16 protein-coding genes and 1 pseudogene are annotated in these 18,514 nt (G+C 52.7%); 15 read left to right on the top strand and 2 right to left on the bottom strand.

Annotated elements, in window-relative coordinates:
- Positions 1-51: 51 nt before the first annotated feature.
- The 6 genes from M2298_RS04205 to M2298_RS04230 all read left to right on the top strand — a co-directional run bounded on the left by M2298_RS04205 (position 52) and on the right by M2298_RS04230 (position 6,555).
- A complete protein-coding gene (locus M2298_RS04205; protein ID WP_274875198.1) occupies positions 52-1,803 on the top strand; it encodes a LytS/YhcK type 5TM receptor domain-containing protein in 1,752 nt (583 codons plus the stop codon).
- Complete coding sequence (locus M2298_RS04210) at positions 1,803-2,540, top strand: LytR/AlgR family response regulator transcription factor (protein WP_274875199.1); 738 nt, start codon at positions 1,803-1,805, stop codon at positions 2,538-2,540. Before M2298_RS04205 ends, M2298_RS04210 begins: the two co-directional genes overlap by 1 nt.
- A gap of 134 nt (positions 2,541-2,674) precedes the next feature.
- Positions 2,675-3,022 carry a DUF485 domain-containing protein gene (locus M2298_RS04215; RefSeq protein WP_122965702.1) on the top strand — a complete coding sequence of 116 codons (348 nt, stop codon included), beginning with the start codon at positions 2,675-2,677 and terminating at the stop codon, positions 3,020-3,022.
- The gene (locus tag M2298_RS04220) at positions 3,022-4,548 is read left to right on the top strand and encodes a solute symporter family protein (protein ID WP_208715233.1); all 1,527 of its coding nucleotides are present in this window, start codon (positions 3,022-3,024) and stop codon (positions 4,546-4,548) included. The genes M2298_RS04215 and M2298_RS04220 overlap by 1 nt, the downstream gene beginning before the upstream one ends.
- 84 nt (positions 4,549-4,632) lie before the next feature.
- Positions 4,633-6,198: a solute symporter family protein gene (locus M2298_RS04225; RefSeq protein WP_370641099.1), complete on the top strand. Its 1,566-nt coding sequence runs from the start codon at positions 4,633-4,635 to the stop codon at positions 6,196-6,198.
- 45 nt (positions 6,199-6,243) lie between these two features.
- Positions 6,244-6,555: a hypothetical protein gene (locus tag M2298_RS04230; protein ID WP_122965705.1), complete on the top strand. Its 312-nt coding sequence runs from the start codon at positions 6,244-6,246 to the stop codon at positions 6,553-6,555.
- Positions 6,556-6,603: 48 nt separating this feature from the next.
- Here M2298_RS04230 and M2298_RS04235 read toward each other — a convergent pair whose 3' ends face one another.
- Together M2298_RS04235 and M2298_RS04240 are read right to left on the bottom strand one after the other, a co-directional pair.
- Positions 6,604-7,695 (bottom strand): Ger(x)C family spore germination protein, encoded by a 1,092-nt coding sequence (locus M2298_RS04235; protein ID WP_122965706.1) that lies wholly within the window; start codon positions 7,693-7,695, stop codon positions 6,604-6,606.
- On the bottom strand, positions 7,692-8,789 hold the full coding sequence (locus M2298_RS04240) for a GerAB/ArcD/ProY family transporter (protein ID WP_167470354.1): 1,098 nt from the start codon (positions 8,787-8,789) through the stop codon (positions 7,692-7,694). The genes M2298_RS04235 and M2298_RS04240 overlap by 4 nt, the downstream gene beginning before the upstream one ends.
- Before the next feature lie 356 nt (positions 8,790-9,145).
- Here M2298_RS04240 and fdhF point away from each other — a divergent pair, with 356 nt between their 5' ends.
- The 9 genes and pseudogenes from fdhF to M2298_RS04285 all read left to right on the top strand — a co-directional run bounded on the left by fdhF (position 9,146) and on the right by M2298_RS04285 (position 18,417).
- The gene (gene fdhF / locus M2298_RS04245) at positions 9,146-12,097 is read left to right on the top strand and encodes a formate dehydrogenase subunit alpha (RefSeq protein ID WP_280648257.1); all 2,952 of its coding nucleotides are present in this window, start codon (positions 9,146-9,148) and stop codon (positions 12,095-12,097) included.
- On the top strand, positions 12,097-12,576 hold the full coding sequence (locus M2298_RS04250) for a helical membrane plugin domain-containing protein (protein ID WP_173600090.1): 480 nt from the start codon (positions 12,097-12,099) through the stop codon (positions 12,574-12,576). The genes fdhF and M2298_RS04250 overlap by 1 nt, the downstream gene beginning before the upstream one ends.
- A 92-nt stretch (positions 12,577-12,668) precedes the next feature.
- Positions 12,669-12,935: pseudogene (locus M2298_RS04255) on the top strand (phosphate-starvation-inducible protein PsiE); the annotation flags it as partial.
- A 105-nt stretch (positions 12,936-13,040) separates the two neighbouring features.
- Positions 13,041-13,391 carry a Na-translocating system protein MpsC family protein gene (locus M2298_RS04260; RefSeq protein WP_122965718.1) on the top strand — a complete coding sequence of 117 codons (351 nt, stop codon included), beginning with the start codon at positions 13,041-13,043 and terminating at the stop codon, positions 13,389-13,391.
- Between the two features lie 34 nt (positions 13,392-13,425).
- On the top strand, positions 13,426-14,247 hold the full coding sequence (fdhD, locus tag M2298_RS04265; RefSeq protein ID WP_173600098.1) for a formate dehydrogenase accessory sulfurtransferase FdhD: 822 nt from the start codon (positions 13,426-13,428) through the stop codon (positions 14,245-14,247).
- A complete protein-coding gene (moaA, locus tag M2298_RS04270) occupies positions 14,237-15,241 on the top strand; it encodes a GTP 3',8-cyclase MoaA (protein ID WP_280648396.1) in 1,005 nt (334 codons plus the stop codon). Before fdhD ends, moaA begins: the two co-directional genes overlap by 11 nt.
- Before the next feature lie 5 nt (positions 15,242-15,246).
- On the top strand, positions 15,247-16,509 hold the full coding sequence (locus M2298_RS04275) for a molybdopterin molybdotransferase MoeA (RefSeq protein WP_280648258.1): 1,263 nt from the start codon (positions 15,247-15,249) through the stop codon (positions 16,507-16,509).
- Between the two features lie 39 nt (positions 16,510-16,548).
- On the top strand, positions 16,549-17,172 hold the full coding sequence (locus M2298_RS04280) for an HD-GYP domain-containing protein (protein WP_280648259.1): 624 nt from the start codon (positions 16,549-16,551) through the stop codon (positions 17,170-17,172).
- A gap of 183 nt (positions 17,173-17,355) precedes the next feature.
- Positions 17,356-18,417: an HD-GYP domain-containing protein gene (locus M2298_RS04285; protein WP_122965722.1), complete on the top strand. Its 1,062-nt coding sequence runs from the start codon at positions 17,356-17,358 to the stop codon at positions 18,415-18,417.
- Positions 18,418-18,514 lie beyond the last annotated feature (97 nt).

An 18,514-nucleotide genomic window follows, 5' to 3' on the forward strand; every position in this document is an offset into this window, starting at 1 on the left:
AGTAAAATGCGGAATTTATAGAAGATTTCAACAAGCAAGCAGGAGGACGCCGTGGACAATCTCACGCTGTTGCTCATCGAGAGAATGGGCATTCTCTTGACTCTCGGGTTTATGTTGACGAGGATTCCGCTGTTTCGGCAGCTGCTCGATCGCGAACTGCACGTTGGCACGTCTGTTGCCTTTTCCATGATGTTTGGCTTGTTCGGTGTGGCAGGTACATATGCAGGCGTAGTGGTGCACGAGGATGGATACGTTCCGAGCTTCTGGATTTTTCCGCTTTCCGGAGACGAGATTGTGGCAAATTCCACGCTGGTCGGCGTCGTGATCGGCGGTTTGCTCGGCGGGCCAATGGTCGGGATGGGAGCCGGAATCATTGCGGGCTTGCATTTGTATGATCTCGGCGGATTTGCAGCGCTTCCGATGGGGCTGTCTGTTCCGCTCACTGGATTTTTGGCAGGCTATGTGGCGCGGTTTTTTTCCCAGGAGCGGGTCATTTCTCCGTCCAAGGCATTGTTTATCGGAATGTTCGCGCCTGTGATCCAGATGTCGCTTTTGCTGATCATGTCGGGCCCGCCTGATCTCGTGCGCACGATGGTCAATGTGATCGGCATTCCGATGGTCTTGACCAACAGCATCTCGATTGCGATTTTTACGACGATGATTCGCGTCGCTTTGCAAGAAGAGGAGCGTTCTGCTGCGCTGGAGGCTGAGCGTGCCTTCACAATTGCGCAGCGAATTTTACCACAGTTGAAAATGGGGCTGAATCCGCAAGCAGCCCAGGCGGCGGCGCTCGTGCTTCAGCGGGAGGCGAAGGCGATCGCCGTAGCGGTGACCGATCGGGAGCGGCTGCTGGCCCACGTCGGAGCGGGTACGGACCATCACGCTCCGGGAGAGCCGATCCAGAGCGACCTCGATCGGCGGGCGATGGCGAGTGGCTGCATTGAAAAAGGCCATGGCCGGGAACTGCTTGGCTGCCGACAAAAAAATTGCCAGCTGCATGCAGCCATCCTCATCCCCATCAAAGAAGGGGGCAGTGTCGCCGGACTGATCAAGCTGTACTTTCGCCGCCCCCAGCAAATCGGCAAAGTCCAGGAAGCATTGGCCAAAGGGCTGGGAAATCTGATCTCTAACCAGCTGACCATCTCGCTTGCGGAGCAGATGAAAGGGTTGATGAAGGACGCAGAGCTGCGAATGCTGCAAGCCCAGATTCATCCGCACTTTTTGTTCAATACGCTTAATTCAATCGTGACCTTGATTCGCATCGATCCGAAGCTCGCCAGACACATGACGATTCAACTGGGAGTGTTCATGCGCTTCAACCTGAAGCTTACGTCAAGCGCACAAGTAACGGTCGGTCAGGAGCTGGAGCATTTGCACGCCTATTTGGAAATTATCCGCATTCGCTTTTCCGAGCAATTTGCCGTGCAGACGCTGGTTGATCCCGGTGTGGAGGATGTGCTTATGCCGCCTGGCACCCTTCAGCCGTTGATCGAGAACTGCATCCACCACGGACTGCGCGATATGGGCGCAGGCGGAGAAATCAGGCTGTGTGTGCAGCGACAGCCAACCGCCGTTCATTTTACGATCGAAGACAACGGCAGAGGATTCCCGGAGGAACTGCTTCCTCTGTTGGGCAAAATTCCGATGGAGCGCAAGGAAGGAAACGGCATCGGGGTTCATAATGTCAATCAGCGGCTGATCAGCTTGCAAGGCCCGGATGCCCAGCTTCATTTTGCCAACAGGCCAGAAGGCGGTGCTTTGATCACATTTACGATCCCGATCAAACAGGAGGTGAGTGCCTGATGCCGATTCGCATCATGATTGCCGAAGATGAACGACTGGCACGCGAAGAGCTGAGCTATTTGTTGCAGCAGGAGGAAGATGTCGAGCTGCTTCCCTGTGCCACCAACGGAAGAGAGCTGTTGGAAATGGTAGACGAGCACGAGCCGGACGTCGTTTTTCTCGATATGAAAATGCCGGAGCTGGAAGGGGCGCAGGCTGCCAGAATGCTCGCCGCCAGAAAGCCGCAGCCGCTCATTGTGTTCTGTACAGCGTACGAGGCGTTCGCGGTGGATGCCTTTAAGCTGAACGCGGTCGATTATTTGCTAAAGCCGACCGAGCCAAAAAGACTCGTGGAAACGATGCAGCGCATACGCGAGCGACTGGTCAAGCCGAAGCCGGAGCCTGCGACTGCGACTGCCAAGCGCTCCAAGCTGCTTGTCGAAGAAAACAGCAGGCTGGTGGTGATCGACCCGGCGACGATCGTCTACGCGGTGCGGGAAGAACGGCTCGTTCGTATCATCACCCAGTCGGACGCTTACTCCACGCGGATGACCTTGACGCAGCTCGCTGACAAGCTCAGTGGCTACGATTTTTTTCGCACGCACAAAAGCTATCTCGTCAATCTGAACTACGTGAGCGAGCTTGAGCCGTGGTTCAACGGCGCGTACAACCTGCTCTTGAAAGGAGAGGCGAAAACGCGAATCCCCGTTTCCCGGACTTCCGCCAAAGACTTGCTCAAACGACTCGAAGAAACGTAAACCGCAGATCGCGATGCAAAACTTGCCGTTGGCGCACGCCCCCAGACATCTTGCGCGCAAAACCACACGAATTACCAATGATTCCCTACAATAGAGGAAGCGCTTACATTTTGTTTGAAGAGGGGGAGGTTCCCATGAGCAATCCGCTATCGGCGAAAAAAGCCGGCAGTCAAAAGCAGGACGCTACCGATTACACGGCGATTATCCAATCAGCCACCTTCAAGGAACTTTTGCGAAGCAAAAGGGCGTTCATCCTGCCATCTTCCATTTTCTTCTTCGTGTTTTACTTTACTTTGCCGATCCTGACTTCTTACTTCACGGTGCTCAATCAGCCGGCGTTCGGGGCGATCTCGTGGGCGTGGGTGTTCGCCTTTGCCCAATTTATCATGACCTGGGGGCTCTGTATTCTGTACACCAAGAAAGCGGAACGTTTTGACGAGCTGGTGGAGAAAGTCAAACAGGAGACAGGGGGCAGAGGCTGATGAATGTAACGGCATTTTTACTGTTTTTAGGAATTGTTCTGCTTACGCTTGTCATTACGTACTTCGCTTCGAAGCGGACGAATACGACGAGCGAGTTTTACACGGCAGGCGGCGGGCTGACGGGGTGGCAAAACGGGCTGGCGATCGCCGGAGATTACATGTCGGCCGCTTCCTTCCTCGGAATCGCCGGAATGATCGCTCTCAGCGGGTTTGACGGGTTCTTTTACAGCATCGGCTTTCTTGTCGCTTATTTGGTCGTGTTGTACCTGGTGGCGGAGCCGCTGCGCAACCTCGGCAAGTACACGATGGCAGACATGATTGCCGCGCGTTTTGACAATAAGCAGGTACGTGGTGTGGCCGCGCTGAACTCCATCGCCATCTCGATTTTTTACATGATCGCCCAGCTGGTCGGGGCAGGGGCGCTGATCAAGCTGCTCCTGGGGCTGGAGTACAGCACTTCGGTGTTGATCGTCGGTGCGCTGATGACGGTCTACGTCGTGTTCGGCGGCATGACGGCAACCTCGTGGGTGCAAATTGTCAAAGCGGTGCTGCTGATGCTCGGGACGTTCGTGATTTCGCTCATGGTGTTCGCCAAGTTTGATTTCAATTTGCTGACGATGTTCGAGCAAATGAAAATAGCGACACCGCTCGGGGACCAATTTCTCAATCCCGGGAACAAGTTCAAAGTCGGGCTGGATACGATCTCGCTCAATCTCGCGCTCGTACTGGGAACAGCGGGTCTGCCGCACATCCTGATTCGCTTCTTTACCGTAAAAGATGCGACGACCGCGCGCAAGTCCGTCGTGTACGCGACATGGATCATCGGGATCTTTTACGTCATGACGATCTTCCTCGGGTTCGGAGCAGCCGCTTTCGTCGGCGCTGCCAACATGGATGCGGCTGGCAATATGGGCGCTCCGTTGCTTGCCCAATCGCTCGGCGGCAACTTCCTCTTCGCTTTCGTATCGGCTGTAGCGTTCGCGACTATTTTGGCGGTCGTGGCAGGACTCGTACTGACAGCGGCTTCGGCATTCGCGCACGATTTTTACGGCCATGTGATCCGTCAAGGCAAAGCGACGGAAAAAGAGCAGATGAAAATGGCAAAATGGGCTTCGGTCGGCGTCTCGATCGTTTCGATCTTGCTCGCGCTGTTTGCCCAGAAGCTGAACGTGGCCTTTCTCGTTGCGCTCGCCTTCGCGGTGGCAGCAAGCGCGAACTTGCCCGTCATCTTGTTCACGATTTTCTGGAGAAGGTTCAACACGACAGGGGCGATCAGCGGCATGCTCGTCGGACTGTTCAGCTCACTGATTCTCGTGGCGTTGAGCCCCAACGTCTGGAACCCGGTTGCCGGAAAAGCCATTTTGGTCGGCGAAGCGCTGTTCCCGCTGCCGAATCCGGGGATCGTCTCCATCCCGCTCGGGTTTTTGGCAGCCTGGATCGGAACGCTCCTGTCCAGCTCGCGCAACGATGCGAAGTACGACGAAATTTTGGTGCGGGCCAACACAGGAATGAAAGATTCAGCGTAGAAGCAATTAACGCAAGGAAGCTCGTGCCAGTTCAAAGGCTGGGGGTCATCCCCGGTCTTTTTCCATTTGTACGGGAGAGGGGGCTTGTCGGTGACGACGATCATTTTCTTTTTGGCTGTCATCATCGGGACGATGGCGATCACGTATTCGGCGGCCAAACAAACGGGAACGACCAAAGATTTTTATGCGGCAGGCAACCGCCTGACAGGGCTGCAAAATGGCATCGCGATTGCGGGCGACTACATGAGTGCCGCGTCGTTTCTCGGCATCGCCGGGACGATTGCGATGTACGGCTTTGACGGCTTCGTCTACGCTATCGGCTTTTTCGTCTCCTACTTGATCATTTTGTTCCTGATTGCCGAGCCGTTGCACAATCTCGGGCGCTACACCTTGGCAGATGCCATCGCGGTGCGGTTTGACAGCTTGTGGCTGCGCGGAGTGGTTGCCTGTACGACTTTGCTGATCACGATTTTTTACATGATCGCCCAGCTCGTCGGGGCGGGGGCGCTGATTCACTATTTGCTTGGGGTTCACTACGATACGGCGGTGATGATCGTCGGCAGTCTGATGACTTTTTACGTCGTCTTCGGAGGGATGGTCGCTACTTCGTGGGTGCAGATCATCAAAGCGATCTTGCTTTTGACCGGGACGCTGGTGCTCAGCCTGATCGTCTTTTCCCGTTTTGGCTGGAGCCTGTCGGAAATGTTTTCCCATGTCAGCACGATTACGCCTTTGCAGGAGCAATTTTTGCATCCGGGCAACCAGTTGAACGACCCGTTGGAAACGATCTCGCTGCATCTTGCGCTCATCCTCGGGACGGCCGGGCTGCCGCACATCATCTCCCGCCTGTTTACGGTCAAGGACGCAGTGACAACCCGTTCCTCGATCTACACCGCTACGTGGGTGATCGGCGCGTTTTATTTGCTGACGATTTTTCTCGGCTTTGGTGCAAGCACGTTTGTCGGGTATGAGGCGCTGAAAAATGTAGGCTTCGGCGGCAATTTGACGGTGACGCTTTTGGCGGACGCGCTTGGCGGCGAATTTTTGATGGCATACATCGCGGCTGTCGCTTTTGCCACGATACTGGCTGTCGTGACAGGGCTGGTGCTGTCCGCCTCGTCGGCTTTTGCCCATGACGTTTACAGCCACCTGATTCGCCGCGGGCTGGCTTCGGAAAAGGAGCAGGTCGTCATGGCGAAATGCTCGTCCGTTGCGGTCGGATTCGCCTCGATCTGGCTGGCGATCGGCGCGGAAAAAATGAACGTGGCGATTCTCGTCGGCTTGACTTTTGCCGTAGCCGCTTCTGCCAATTTGCCGCTGCTGTTGTTCACCCTGTATTGGCGCCGCTTTACCGTGCGCGGTGCGATTTGCGGCGTGCTTACCGGACTGGTTGCATCTGTCGTGCTCGTCATGGCCGGGCCGACTGTGATGAATCCCGATACTGGCTTCATCCGGGCGCAGCCTTTGTTCCCGCTGACCAATCCTGGCCTGATTTCCATTCCACTCGGCTTTTTGGGGGCGGTGCTCGGGACGCTGCTGGACCGGCGCGACATACAGGCCGAGACACATTACGACCGCGTGTTGCTCCAGGCTTTGACCGGCATTCGCGCCCATGGACCAAAAGTGGCGAGTAAGGCCGACTCTGCATAAAAAACGGCCTCTGCTCCAACCTATAGGGGAAGGAGGAGGGGCCACTTGTCGAAGAAAAAAGCAGCAGATGCCGTTTCCACTGATCAGCCGGATGTGTACGAACGGGCGCGAATCGCGCTGGATGAGTTGATCGCAGAGCTGTGCGAAGCATTGGATGAAGAAAATACGGAAACGTTCAAGCGAAAAGGCTATGAAATGATCGGGCATTATTTTCGCACACCAGTCAATACGGGAGATTTGACCTTGATCGTCGCGTCTGTGCTCTCGGATATCCTTTACAAACTGGAGCTGACCCAGCAAGGGGATGACGTCTCCATGGTCCGCGATGAATACAGTGTGATGCGAAAAGAAGAGTAAGGAACGGCGACCCGTGCAAAAGGGTCGTTTTGTTTTTTGACCGGGAGATTATTTGATCCCCCCTGATCCAAGCAGGTCGATGTTCACCTTGATGTTCCAGTCGAGCCGGGGGTAGATGCTCAGCCATTTTTCCCAATCTTGATCCCGTTGGTAATGGGTTGCTCGATAGCGTAGCCCGAATCCGATCGGATCGACTTTCAGCGACTGGAGCTTCCGCAGCACATGAGCGTATCGTTTCGCCGCCTCTTTTTCCGCTTCTGCTTTATAGCGATCCCAATTCGAGTTGTAAAAAGACTGATTCGATTCCTCTGACAATCCTCTGATGTGGACGTTCATTTTCAGCTTTGGTTCCGCTTCGTTGCGTTCATCAAACTCGTACGAATAGCGGAAAGAGGTGACATTCAAGGCAAAGCGGGCCTGCTCCGTCCTGGTTTCGATATCAAAGTTGCTGATTTTCTTGGACAATTCATTGAAGATCCGCGTTTCCTCGGGACTTAATACCGCTTTGATTTTTTCTTTGTCAAAAACAGCGACTTGATCGATCAAATACGTGTCTTTGAGCGGGCGGATGACGGGCATGTACGGGTCCAGACCCTTTTCGCTCAACCGCCGATGAAAATCAAACAAAAAAGCGGTGACGATAAAAGACGATTCCGTTCCTTCCTGATCAAAGCTCAGCATCAGGCTGTCAGCAGGCATGCGTTCGGACTTGGGGCGGACGCCCAGCACTTGTTCGGCTGTCGGGGAGCCTAGCGCCATGAAGGCGATGCCCTGAATTTCCGGCTTCCGCAAAAACCAGTCGATAGTTGTCTTGTCCAACCGTTCCTCGGCCAGCTTTGTCCCGAAAACGAGAATTTTCGTCTGCGAGAAATCGAGGTCTTTATCGACTTTTGATTTCAAATGCCGCACCGCTTCGGTTATCGTCGGGGCATCGTCGCTGATGAGATGAAACGTATTCGACTGCCCGGGTCTGATTTGCGCTGTCGGAATCGCGAGCTTCAACGATACGCGATAAGGCTTGTCTTTCAGCTCCGACTTATCGACGCCGACCGCCATGACTAAATAGCGCTTGTCAATATCTTTAAAGCCGCAGCCCGTAAACAGAAACAAGACCGCGAGCCACATCCAGACATGTTTCACAAAGCTTGCCTCCACCTGCTCAAGATATAAACGGAAAAGACCACACAAATATCGAGTGGGGATCGTATCATCATCCAATACGAGGATACCGAAAACAGGTCGTCTTCACCGAGCCAATTGCCGACGATCACGGTTCCGATCCCGAATACGATACAACTGATCGCGTTCGGCAGCACAGAGTTGATGGACGACGTGTTGGGCTGGTAGTGGGAGAAACAGCCGCGTATGAACTCGGACCCGACATGCCAGGTCGTCATGGCGAATAAGTAAGAGATGCCTAAATAAACGAGCAGAAAAATATAAACAACGCGTTCAATAAAGGCATACTTCATCCGAATCGCATCTGCCGTCGAAACCCAGGTGAAAATAAATTCGTTCACGCCATCTGTGCCCAAAATGCCGATCGGCACAAAAAAGGCGGTAAACAGGATGCTGAAGCCGATGCAAGGGACGGCCCAACGGTGCTTGAGCTTGGGGATATCGGCAAACACGCGGTTAAAAATCGACAAGCTGATGTATCCCGTAACGGCGTAAGTGGATACGGACAAGCTTTTCCAGCTGGGCAGGATGTTCGAGTAGTCAATCATGGCGCGGATTTCATCGTAATTCATGTTTTGATTCGTATACGCTTTGAAAATGGAAAACAGGAGAAACGGCAAGCAGAGAACGAGAATCATTTCCGTGCTGTACAGCACCGTTTGCGACGATTGCATGGCGCCAAAGCTCGCTACGAGAACGAAGAGAATCAGCACGACATAGATCGGGGTGTTCGGGATTAAATATCTGGACACGATAAAGGCGTAATTGATCAACACGAGCGCTCCCGAGATAAACGACACGCTGCCCATCAGGAGCAGGAACGGAACCACAATGCTTTTGGGCAAAGCCTGTCGCATGATTTCCGGCAACCCTTGACCGCGAAACTTGAACATGGAGCTGGTAAACAGGTACATGAGTGCGCCGCCGATGATCACCCCGAACAGCATGGACGAAATCGCCCCGTCATAGCGCTCGTCGATCAAAATGCGCGGGACAAACAGGATGGCATTAATCAGTATGGAAAGCGTCACAAAATAGAGAAAATAACGGGACAACCGATTCACCTGCTCTTCGGCGGGATGGTGTTGCTGATTCCATCGCTGTTCCTGCTTATGCGTTTGTTTATTTTTAACGCGAAATACGTGAAAGGGAAGCTGAGTTAACAGGGTGCGAATGAAAAAAAGTTGGATTTCCCGCCAGATTCGGTGCTATAATGGACCCATAGCCGATCATTGATGATTAGTAATGCGAATTGCTGAATCATCCTGATCACTTCCATAGTTTATGGCGGGACGGATAATGGGCATCAGTTGATGCTTGATCATTAGCCCACCATAAAACAATTTGTGCATGTATTTGCCCAGATTGTTTTATGGTGGGCTTTATTATTTTTGCTGGAGGTTTTTGGGAGATGAAAAAAGTAAGCTTCGTATTAAATCAGGAGCAGCATGAGGCAGAAGAAGGGACGCGAATCCTCGATTATTTGCTGGAACATGGCATCGAGCATCCGCACATCTGCTATTCGCCGATTTTAGGCCCGATCCAGACTTGCGATACGTGCATGTGCGAGATTGACGGCAAAATCATGCGGGCCTGTTCGACTGTGATCGAAGATGGAATGAACATCCTGACTGCTTCCGAACTGGCAAAAGGCGCTCAAAACGAAGCGATGGACCGCATTTTGGAAAACCACATGCTGTACTGTACCGTGTGCGACAACAACAACGGAAATTGCCGCGTGCACAATACGGCAGAGCTGCTGGAAATCGACCACCAAACACGCCCATTCCGCGGAAAAGAATACGAAGTGGACATGTCGCATCCGTTTTATCGCTACGATCCGGATCAATGCATTCTTTGCGGACGTTGTACAGAGGTTTGTCAAGACTTGCAGGTCAATGAAACGCTCACCATCGACTGGGAACGGGAAATCCCGCGAGTTATCTGGGATGACAATAAATCAATTAATGAATCCTCGTGCGTGTCTTGCGGTCAGTGCGTGACGGTTTGCCCATGCAATGCCTTGATGGAAAAATCGATGCTGGGCGAAGCGGGCTTTATGTCCGGGATCAAAAAAGATTTGCTGAACCCGATGATCGATCTGATCAAAGAAGTCGAGCCTGGTTACAGCAGCATTTTCGCAATCTCGGAAGTCGAAGCGGCGATGCGCGAAACGCGAACCAAGAAAACAAAAACCGTGTGTACGTTCTGCGGGGTAGGCTGCACGTTTGAAGTATGGACGAAAGGCCGCCACATTTTGAAAGTGGAGCCGACGGAAAACTCTCCGGTCAACAGCGTCTCCACATGTGTCAAAGGCAAGTTCGGTTGGGATTTTGTCAATAGTGACCAGCGTTTGACGACGCCTTTGATTCGCAAGGGAGATGCATTTGTACCGTCTACGTGGGATGAGGCGCTGTCCCTGATCGCCGAGCGAATGGGCGCAATCAAGCAAACGTATGGCGGAAAAGCTCTTGGATTCGTCAGCTCCTCCAAAACGACAAACGAAGATGCGTACTTGATGCAAAAACTGGCGCGTCAAGTGTTTGAATCGAACAATGTCGACAACTGTTCCCGCTATTGCCAATCGCCTGCCACGGACGGATTGCTCGCCACTGTAGGACACGGCGGTGACTCAGGCACGATCAAAGACATCGCCAGTGCCGGACTGGTCATCATCGTCGGGGCGAACCCGACCGAAGGCCATCCTGTTTTGGCAACACGGGTGAAACGGGCGAAAAAATTGCACGGCCAAAAACTGATTGTCTCTGATTTGCGCAAGCATGAAATGGCAGAACGCTCCGATCTGTTCCTGCATCCGAAACAAGGAACCGACTTTGTCTGGCTGACGGCGGTTGCGAAGTACATCATCGACCAAGGCTGGCACGACAAGGCGTTTATCGAGCAGCGGGTGAACCAGTTTGACGAATATCGCAAGATGCTGGAAAAGTACACCTTAGATTACGCCATCGAAGTAACCGGACTGCCCAAAGAACAGTTGATCCAGACAGCGAAAATGATTCACGAAGCGGATGGCACTTGCGTCTTGTGGGGAATGGGCGTGACGCAAAATGTCGCTGGCTCGCATACGTCTGCCGCGATCTCCAACCTGCTTTTGGTGACCGGAAACTACGGCCGACCTGGTGCCGGAGCCTATCCGTTGCGCGGGCACAACAACGTCCAGGGCGCTTGCGACATGGGCACGTTGCCTACATGGCTGCCAGGGTATCAGCATATTACCGATGACGCAGCGAGAGCCAAATTTGAACAAGCATACGGCGTAACGATCTCCAATAAACCTGGTTTGACCAACATCGAAATGCTGGAAGCAGTCGAAAAAGGCGAGCTGAAAGCCATGTACCTGATGGGCGAAGACATGGCTTGGGTAGATTCCAACGCCAACCACGTGCACGATACGCTCGGCAAGCTTGACTTTTTCGTGGTACAGGATGTATTCCTGACCAAAACGGCGCAATTTGCCGATGTCGTCTTGCCCGCGTCTCCATCGCTGGAAAAAGACGGCACCTTCGCGAACACAGAGAGACGTATCCAGCGTTTGTATCAAGTGTTGGAGCCGCTGGGTGAATCCAAACCGGACTGGGCGATCATCCAATCGATCGCACAGCGCATGGGAGCCGATTGGAACTACCAGCATCCGAGTGAAATCATGGACGAAATTGCCAGTCTGGCACCGCTGTATGGCGGAGTATCCTACGAGCGCCTGGAAGGATGGAACAGCCTGCACTGGCCGGTACAAAAAGACGGCACGGATGAGCCGCTTCTGTACAAAGAGCGCTTCAACTTCCCGGACGGAAAAGCAAGACTATCCACAGTGGAATACATTCCGCCAGTCGAGTATCCGTCGGAATTTGACCTTACCTTGAATAACGGACGTTTGCTGGAACATTTCCACGAAGGCAACATGACGAATAAATCGAAGGGAATCCAGTATAAATTGCCAGAAGTATTTGTGGAAGTTTCCCCTGAGCTTGCGCGCGAACGCGGTGTGCAAGACGGTTCATTGGTGCGTCTCGTCTCGCCATACGGAGCGATCAAGCTGCGGGTGCTCGTGACAGATCGGGTAAGCGGCAACGAATTGTACGTGCCGATGCACTCCGTCAGCCATGAAAATGCGATCAACTTGTTGACAGGCAGCGTGGGAGACGTTCGCACACAGACACCTGCTTACAAGCAAACGAAGGTGCGCATGGAGTTCCTCAAAGAAAAAGGCATGACTCCGTTGCCTATGTACAATCCGCGCTATGCGAAGCGCAACCCGCAAATGGGCGTCCAGGTCGAGCGCAAGTGGGCGAGAGAAGATTATGTACCGATTGCGGAAGTAAACGTTGCGGGAGGCGAAAAATAATGGCAAGACCGATCACGAAAATCGTAAAACCAGAGGTTACCGAGGAAGAAAAGCAAGCGCAAACGGTAGATCGTGTCCTGGAATCTCTGGCGCAAAACCCCGAGGGCATTCAGGCGACGATCAAGCTGCTCCAGGAGCTGCATGACAGCGGCATCCTGGGAGCGCTCAACGCCGCCGTCGAGGCGAAAGAGGATATTGCCAAAATCGTCGTCGGACAAATGGTGCGTCCGCCTGTCACGAACATGATCAATAACGCGATGGCAGCAGCGGGAGGCTTGACAGAGCTTGATCCTGACATGACGAAAAAGCTGATGTCCGGTGTGACCAAAGGGTTGCAACGGGCTGACGAAGCGCTGCAATCGGGAACCAAGGTCGGCATTTTCGATTTGATGAAAGCACTGCGCGATCCGGACATCAACCGCGCGATGGGCTTTGGCATCAACCTGTTGAAGGGGATAGGGGAAGGGCTAAAAGAATGAGGAGAGCCGCAGCAATCCTGATCAGAAGGAGGGCAGAAGCTTGGATGCGAACAAGTAAAAACGAAGCGTCAATCGTACGCTTCTATCAAATGATGCTAAACGCGTCTCTGATCATTCTTGGATTGGTACTCAGCTTTTATTTGTTGCGTGAGCTGTACGCCATCGTAGTAGATGCGGTGCAAGGCAATACTAATGTCCATGATATTTTGGAAAAGGTTCTGGCCTTTTTTCTGTATTTTGTCTTTGTTTCGATGATCGTCAAATATTTTCATGAAGCGTACCACTTTCCCCTGCGCTATTTGATTTATATTGGAATTACGGGTACCGTGCGCTTTATTATCGTCAACCGCGACGATGCCATGAACAATCTGATTTTGTCGCTGGTCATTTTTATTCTGGTGATCAGCTATATCATGCTGGCCCCCCCGGCAAAACAAGGCGGGGGAAGCAAAGGAGATAATCGAATGACGAAAAACCTGGAACATCAATTCAGCATGCTCGTCCGCGAAATCCGCAAAGAACACGTCGGCAACGGCCCGCGGGAAATTCTCACCCGCTTTTGCGGCCCCTGGGTCATCTGCGAGATGAAGGGAAATCTGACCAACGTAGAAAAGTTCATGATTCTTTCCGAAGACGGCAAGCGCATGGTCCACGAGGCGCGCACCAAGCTGGTCAAGAACATTTACCACGATCAGGCGGTCGTAGCCAAGCTTGAGGAATTGATTGATGCCAAGATTTTGCGGATTTTTTCGGATATCAGCTTGGAAGAGGATATCGCCATGACGGTCTACGTATTGGACCGTCCTCTCGCATGATCGAGACCTGGAGGAAAGGCAGGGAGCTTTCGTGATCCAACCCGTCTTTGTTTTGTCGCCTGTCCTGCACTATGAAAACGGCTCTATGCAGGAAAAAGAAGATTCAATCGTGACAGAGTCGCCCATTACGATCGTGCTGAATGACGAGGAATTTGCGACTCTCGTATGCAGCCCGGAATACATCGAGGAGCTTGTCATCGGGTTTTTGGCGTCCGAAGGGGTGATTCAGAGCTATCAGGACATTACGGACCTGTTCATTGACGAGCCAACCGGATTCGCTTACGTTCGCGCTAAAAATGTAAACACGTATAACCAGATGTTTCATTCGAAAAGGTACGTGACTTCCTGTTGCGGAAAAAGTCGGCAAAGCTTCTACTTTTACAATGACGCCCGAACGGTGAAAAAGCGGGATGACACAGCCGTGACGATCCCGGCGGCTGACTGCTTTCGCTTCATGCAGGCGATGCAGCAATCGGCTACGCTTTTTCAGGATACGGGAGGGGTGCACAATGCTGCCCTGTGCGATCCAAACGGGATTGTCGTCTCCCGAATGGACATAGGCAGGCATAATGCCCTCGATAAACTGTACGGCTACAGTTTGATGCATGCAGTGTCCGTTCATGACAAGGTCATGGTGTTCAGTGGCCGGATTTCTTCCGAAGTATTGCTGAAGGTAGCCAAGATCGGCTGCAGCATCGTTTTGTCCAAGTCAGCGCCGACCGAATTGGCGCTTCGTCTGGCAGATGAGCTCGGCATTACTACCGTTGGCTTTATTCGCAATCAGTCGTTTAATGTGTACACCTGGCCTGAGCGAATCGTGCAGGAAAAAGGGGGGAAGTCCAGTGATTCCCAGTGAATTAGTGGACTCGTTTGGCCGGATTCACGATTATTTGCGCATTTCCGTGACAGATCGCTGCAACTTGCGGTGTGTGTACTGCATGCCTGCTGATGGCATGGAATTTGAACCCGCAGAAAACATTCTGTCTTTTCACGAGATTACCGAGGTTGTCAGAGTTTTGGCCGAAATGGGCGTGAAAAAAGTGCGGTTGACCGGCGGAGAGCCGCTCGTCCGCAAAGGATTGGAAGAGCTGATCGAGAGCGTAGCGGGGATACCGGGAATCGAAGATATTGCGCTGACGACCAACGGCATTTTTTTGGCGAAAAAGGCCAAGAAGTTAAAAGAAGCGGGCTTGAAGCGCATCAACATCAGCCTGGATACGTTGAGGCCGGAGCGTTTTTCGCTGATCACCCGCGGGGGAGACGTCAACCGCGTCCTCGACAGCATAGCGGCGTGCCAGCAAGTCGGGATTCAGCCGATCAAGCTGAACGTCGTGCTGATGAAGGGAATCAACGATGACGAGATTGCAGATTTTCTGCGGCTGACCATCGACGGTGCTCTGCAAGTCCGCTTTATCGAGTACATGCCGATCGGCCACAACGACACGAGATGGAAACAGTCGTATTTGCCGTTGTCCACCGTGCTGGATCGCTGCAAGGAAATGGGCTGGAAAGTCGCAGAGACGCATGATGGCCGCGGCAACGGGCCTGCGCAAACGTTTCGCATAGCAGGTGCCAAAGGCAGCTTTGGGCTGATTCATCCTGTGAGCGAGCATTTTTGCGAAACGTGCAATCGGCTGCGCTTGACGGCAGATGGCAATATTAAGCCGTGCCTGTACTGGTCAGATGAATTTAACGTCCGCAAATGCATCGGCGATGACGAAGCGGTTCGTCAGCTTTTTTTCAAAGCGCTGAGCATCAAGCCGCAAAATCATGAAATGGCCTTGGCTTTGGCGGGGGAAAGTCAGTCGCACGTACCAACCGTAAGACGTATGTCGCAAATCGGAGGATAGTCGACATGGAAAAAGGGGCAAGCGTCAACCGTTTTCGTCGAAATACCGTCCAGGTGGAGGAAGCGCAGCGCAGAATCGAGCAGCATCTGCGTCCGCTTGGCGTGGAACAAGTCTCGTTGGAAAATGCCTACGGCCGCACATTGGCAGAGGATGTGTTCGCGCCTTCGCACATGCCGCATTTTCGCCGCTCCGGGATGGACGGTTTCGCTATTATGTCCAGTTCTACCAAAGGAGCGTCGCCTGAATCTCCCGTCTGTTTGGAAGTGATCGAGCATATTCCGTGCGGCTTTGTCCCGACGAAAGCCGTCTCGCCCAAAACGGCTTCGCGGATCATGACGGGGGCGATGGTGCCCGAGCAAGCAGACGCTGTGATCATGCTGGAAATGACGGAGGAGAGCGAAAAAGAGGGCAAAACCTGCATTTCCATCCGAAAAGAGATTCCAGCCGGAAAAAATCTGACTCCGATCGGTGACGAAATCACGCAGGGCGATTGTGTGTTGCAGAAAGGAACAAAAATTGGCGCAGGTGAAACGGCGCTGTTGGCTACATTCGGTTTCCACCATGTCCACGTATGCAAGCGTCCGACGATTGCGATTTTCGCAACGGGCTCGGAGCTTTTGCCTGTGGAAGCGCCACTGACGCAGGGGAAAATTCGCAACAGCAACTCCTATATGCTGCAAGCGTTGATCCGCGAAGCAGGAGGAATCCCTTTGCTGATGGGCGCCATCCCGGATGAAGCGGCGAAAGCGCAGTTGCTTGTCTTGGAAGCATTTTCTCAAGCGGATTTTGTCGTGACATCCGGTGGGGTATCGGTAGGCGACTACGATATTTTGGTAGACCTGTTTCAAAACTGGGACGGGGAAATGCTGTTTAACAAAGTAGCGATGCGTCCCGGTAGTCCGACGACGGCAGGCGTTTGGAACGAGCAGTTTTTATTTGCGCTGTCAGGCAATCCGGGAGCGTGTTTTGTCGGTTTTGAGCTGTTTGTCCGCCCGGTTATTTTGGGGATGCAAGGCCAGTCCCAGAGATACCGCCAGGAATGCACAGCCTTTTTGGGAAAAGAGTTCAGCAAAGTCAATGCCTATCCGCGCTATGTTCGCGGCAAGTCTTATGTAAGCGAAGGCAAGCTATTCGTTGAGCCTGTCGGAATGGATCAGTCAAGCGTTACCGTATCGATCAAAGATTCCGATTGCCTGATCAAGATTCCCGCTGGCGGGAAAGGAGTACAACAAGGAGAGCTTATCTCCGCTCTCCTGCTCAAAGGGTAGCGAGCGTGCCGACGCATTTTTTGGATCGAGGAGGCACCATTGCAAAAACTGTTAAAAACAATGTTGTATTGTCATCAAGCCACGACGAATCTCATGATCGACACGATTCATTCGCTCATCACCAGTGTGAATGCTCGTGATCCGTATACGTACCAACACTCGCTCAACGTCGGGTTTTACGCCTGGAAAATCGCCAATCAGTTTCAACTCGACGAAGAGGAATGTGCCAATATGTATATCGCTGGCCTGCTGCATGACATCGGAAAAATCGGTACGCCAGATTCGATCTTGCGGAAATACGGCGAGCTGACGAAAGAAGAATGGGAACTGATCAAGAAACACCCGGAGACAGGGTGCGCGATCGTGCAAATGATTGGCCCGCTGCAAAATCGGGGAATCGATCAGACGATCCTGTACCATCACGAACGGATGGATGGGCAGGGCTATCCCCATGGCCTTTCTTCAGCACATATTCCGCTCGGCGCCAAAATCGTCTCTGTAGCAGAAGCTTTCGATGCGATGACAACCGTTCGACTGTACCGTCCCGCTCTCCCATACGGCGAAGCAGTCGAGCAGTTGATCGACGGCAAAGGAACGCAATTTGACCCGATTGTGGTTGATGCCTTCCTGAAAAGCATGGCTGATCGCAGCTGGTGGGACTGATTCCTTTAAAAATAACGACACGAAAGACTTTTGTGCAAAAAGTACCGGATCAATCAGGTGCTTTCTGCCCGCAAAGGTCTTTTTTGTGTGGGAATGTTCATAAAAACAGCGGCGAAACATGTTTTTTCAATGCTAATATAGGGAAAAAGCATCAGGGGAAGAGGAATCAGGAGGATTGACCCCATGAAATATGTGAGTGTGGATCAAGTCGAGCCTGGAGATGTGTTGGCTCGCAGCATTTATACAAGCGAGGGCTTGACGCTGTTGCAGACGGGCGTGCAGCTGACCGTCGGAATGATTAACAAGTTGCGTCGTTTCGGGGTGACGATGCTCAGTATCAAAGACCCTTTTTTCGACGAGATCAAAGAACAGGAAGTCGTGACAGAGACGACGAGAAAAGATGCGATCCGCAATCTGTCCGGGGCGATTGCATGTGTCCAGTCGGGCAAGCAGTTCGACGTGCGCGGCATCCAAAAGTCGGTCGGAAATATCGTCGAGGAGACGCTGCGCAATCGCAAGGTGCTGCTCAATCTGGGGGAAATTCGCACGACCGACAACGCCCTGTACATCCATTCACTCAATGTTTGCATGATGGCGACGGTCATGGGCGTGGGTCTCGGGTACAACACGACGCAGTTGAAAGAACTGGCGATTGGCGCCCTTTTGCATGACATCGGCAAACTGTCGGTCGACAAGGAAGCGCCTGCCTACAAGAAAAACAACAAGACCAATCATCATACATGGCTAGGGTTTGACATATTGCGCAAAAAACACGAGATGAGCATCGTGTCTGCGCACGTTCCCTTGCAGCACCACGAATGGGTCGACGGGACAGGCGTGCCCCGCGGCCTCAGCGGAGACGAGATTCACGATTTCGCCAAAATTGTCTCGATTTGCAATTACTACGACAATCTCATTTCGCCTTTTTCCGAAGAAGAGGAGACGATGGCGGCCTATGAAGCATGCGAGCAGGTCATGGGATTGGCGGAAAAGCGTTTCGATCACAAAATGGTCGTTCATTTTCTGCGCTCGATTGCCATGTATCCGACCGGAACGTCACTCAAGCTGAGTACAGGCGAAGTCGGCGTCGTCATCGACCAAAACCGCGGCTTGCCAGCCCGTCCGGTCGTCCGGGTCATCAGGCGAGAGCAGCAGGCCAATCGGCGGATGGCAGAGGATCACGAGATTTGCGACATCGATCTCGGCGCAGAGCCTACCATTTTTATTACAGGGGTGATGGAATAGCGAACAGCCAGTCCTAAGGGTTTTTGGAATGCCAAGATCAGGGAATTCCCCTACATACATAACTAGGGAGCAAGTCTACAATGAAAGCAGGCAAAAA

The sequence above is a fragment of the Brevibacillus sp. 1238 genome (assembly GCF_029892995.1).
In the GTDB taxonomy this organism is placed as follows: Bacteria; Bacillota; Bacilli; order Brevibacillales; family Brevibacillaceae; genus Brevibacillus; species Brevibacillus parabrevis.

What these genes read in the sequence shown, in the direction of transcription:
- M2298_RS04210 (WP_274875199.1), top strand. Translation starts at nt 1,803, where the DNA reads ATGCCGATTCGCATCATGATTGCCGAAGATGAACGACTGGCACGCGAA.
- M2298_RS04215 (WP_122965702.1), top strand. Translation starts at nt 2,675, where the DNA reads ATGAGCAATCCGCTATCGGCGAAAAAAGCCGGCAGTCAAAAGCAGGAC.
- M2298_RS04220 (WP_208715233.1), top strand. Translation starts at nt 3,022, where the DNA reads ATGAATGTAACGGCATTTTTACTGTTTTTAGGAATTGTTCTGCTTACG.
- fdhF (WP_280648257.1), top strand. Translation starts at nt 9,146, where the DNA reads ATGAAAAAAGTAAGCTTCGTATTAAATCAGGAGCAGCATGAGGCAGAA.
- M2298_RS04250 (WP_173600090.1), top strand. Translation starts at nt 12,097, where the DNA reads ATGGCAAGACCGATCACGAAAATCGTAAAACCAGAGGTTACCGAGGAA.
- M2298_RS04260 (WP_122965718.1), top strand. Translation starts at nt 13,041, where the DNA reads ATGACGAAAAACCTGGAACATCAATTCAGCATGCTCGTCCGCGAAATC.
- M2298_RS04275 (WP_280648258.1), top strand. Translation starts at nt 15,247, where the DNA reads ATGGAAAAAGGGGCAAGCGTCAACCGTTTTCGTCGAAATACCGTCCAG.
- M2298_RS04285 (WP_122965722.1), top strand. Translation starts at nt 17,356, where the DNA reads ATGAAATATGTGAGTGTGGATCAAGTCGAGCCTGGAGATGTGTTGGCT.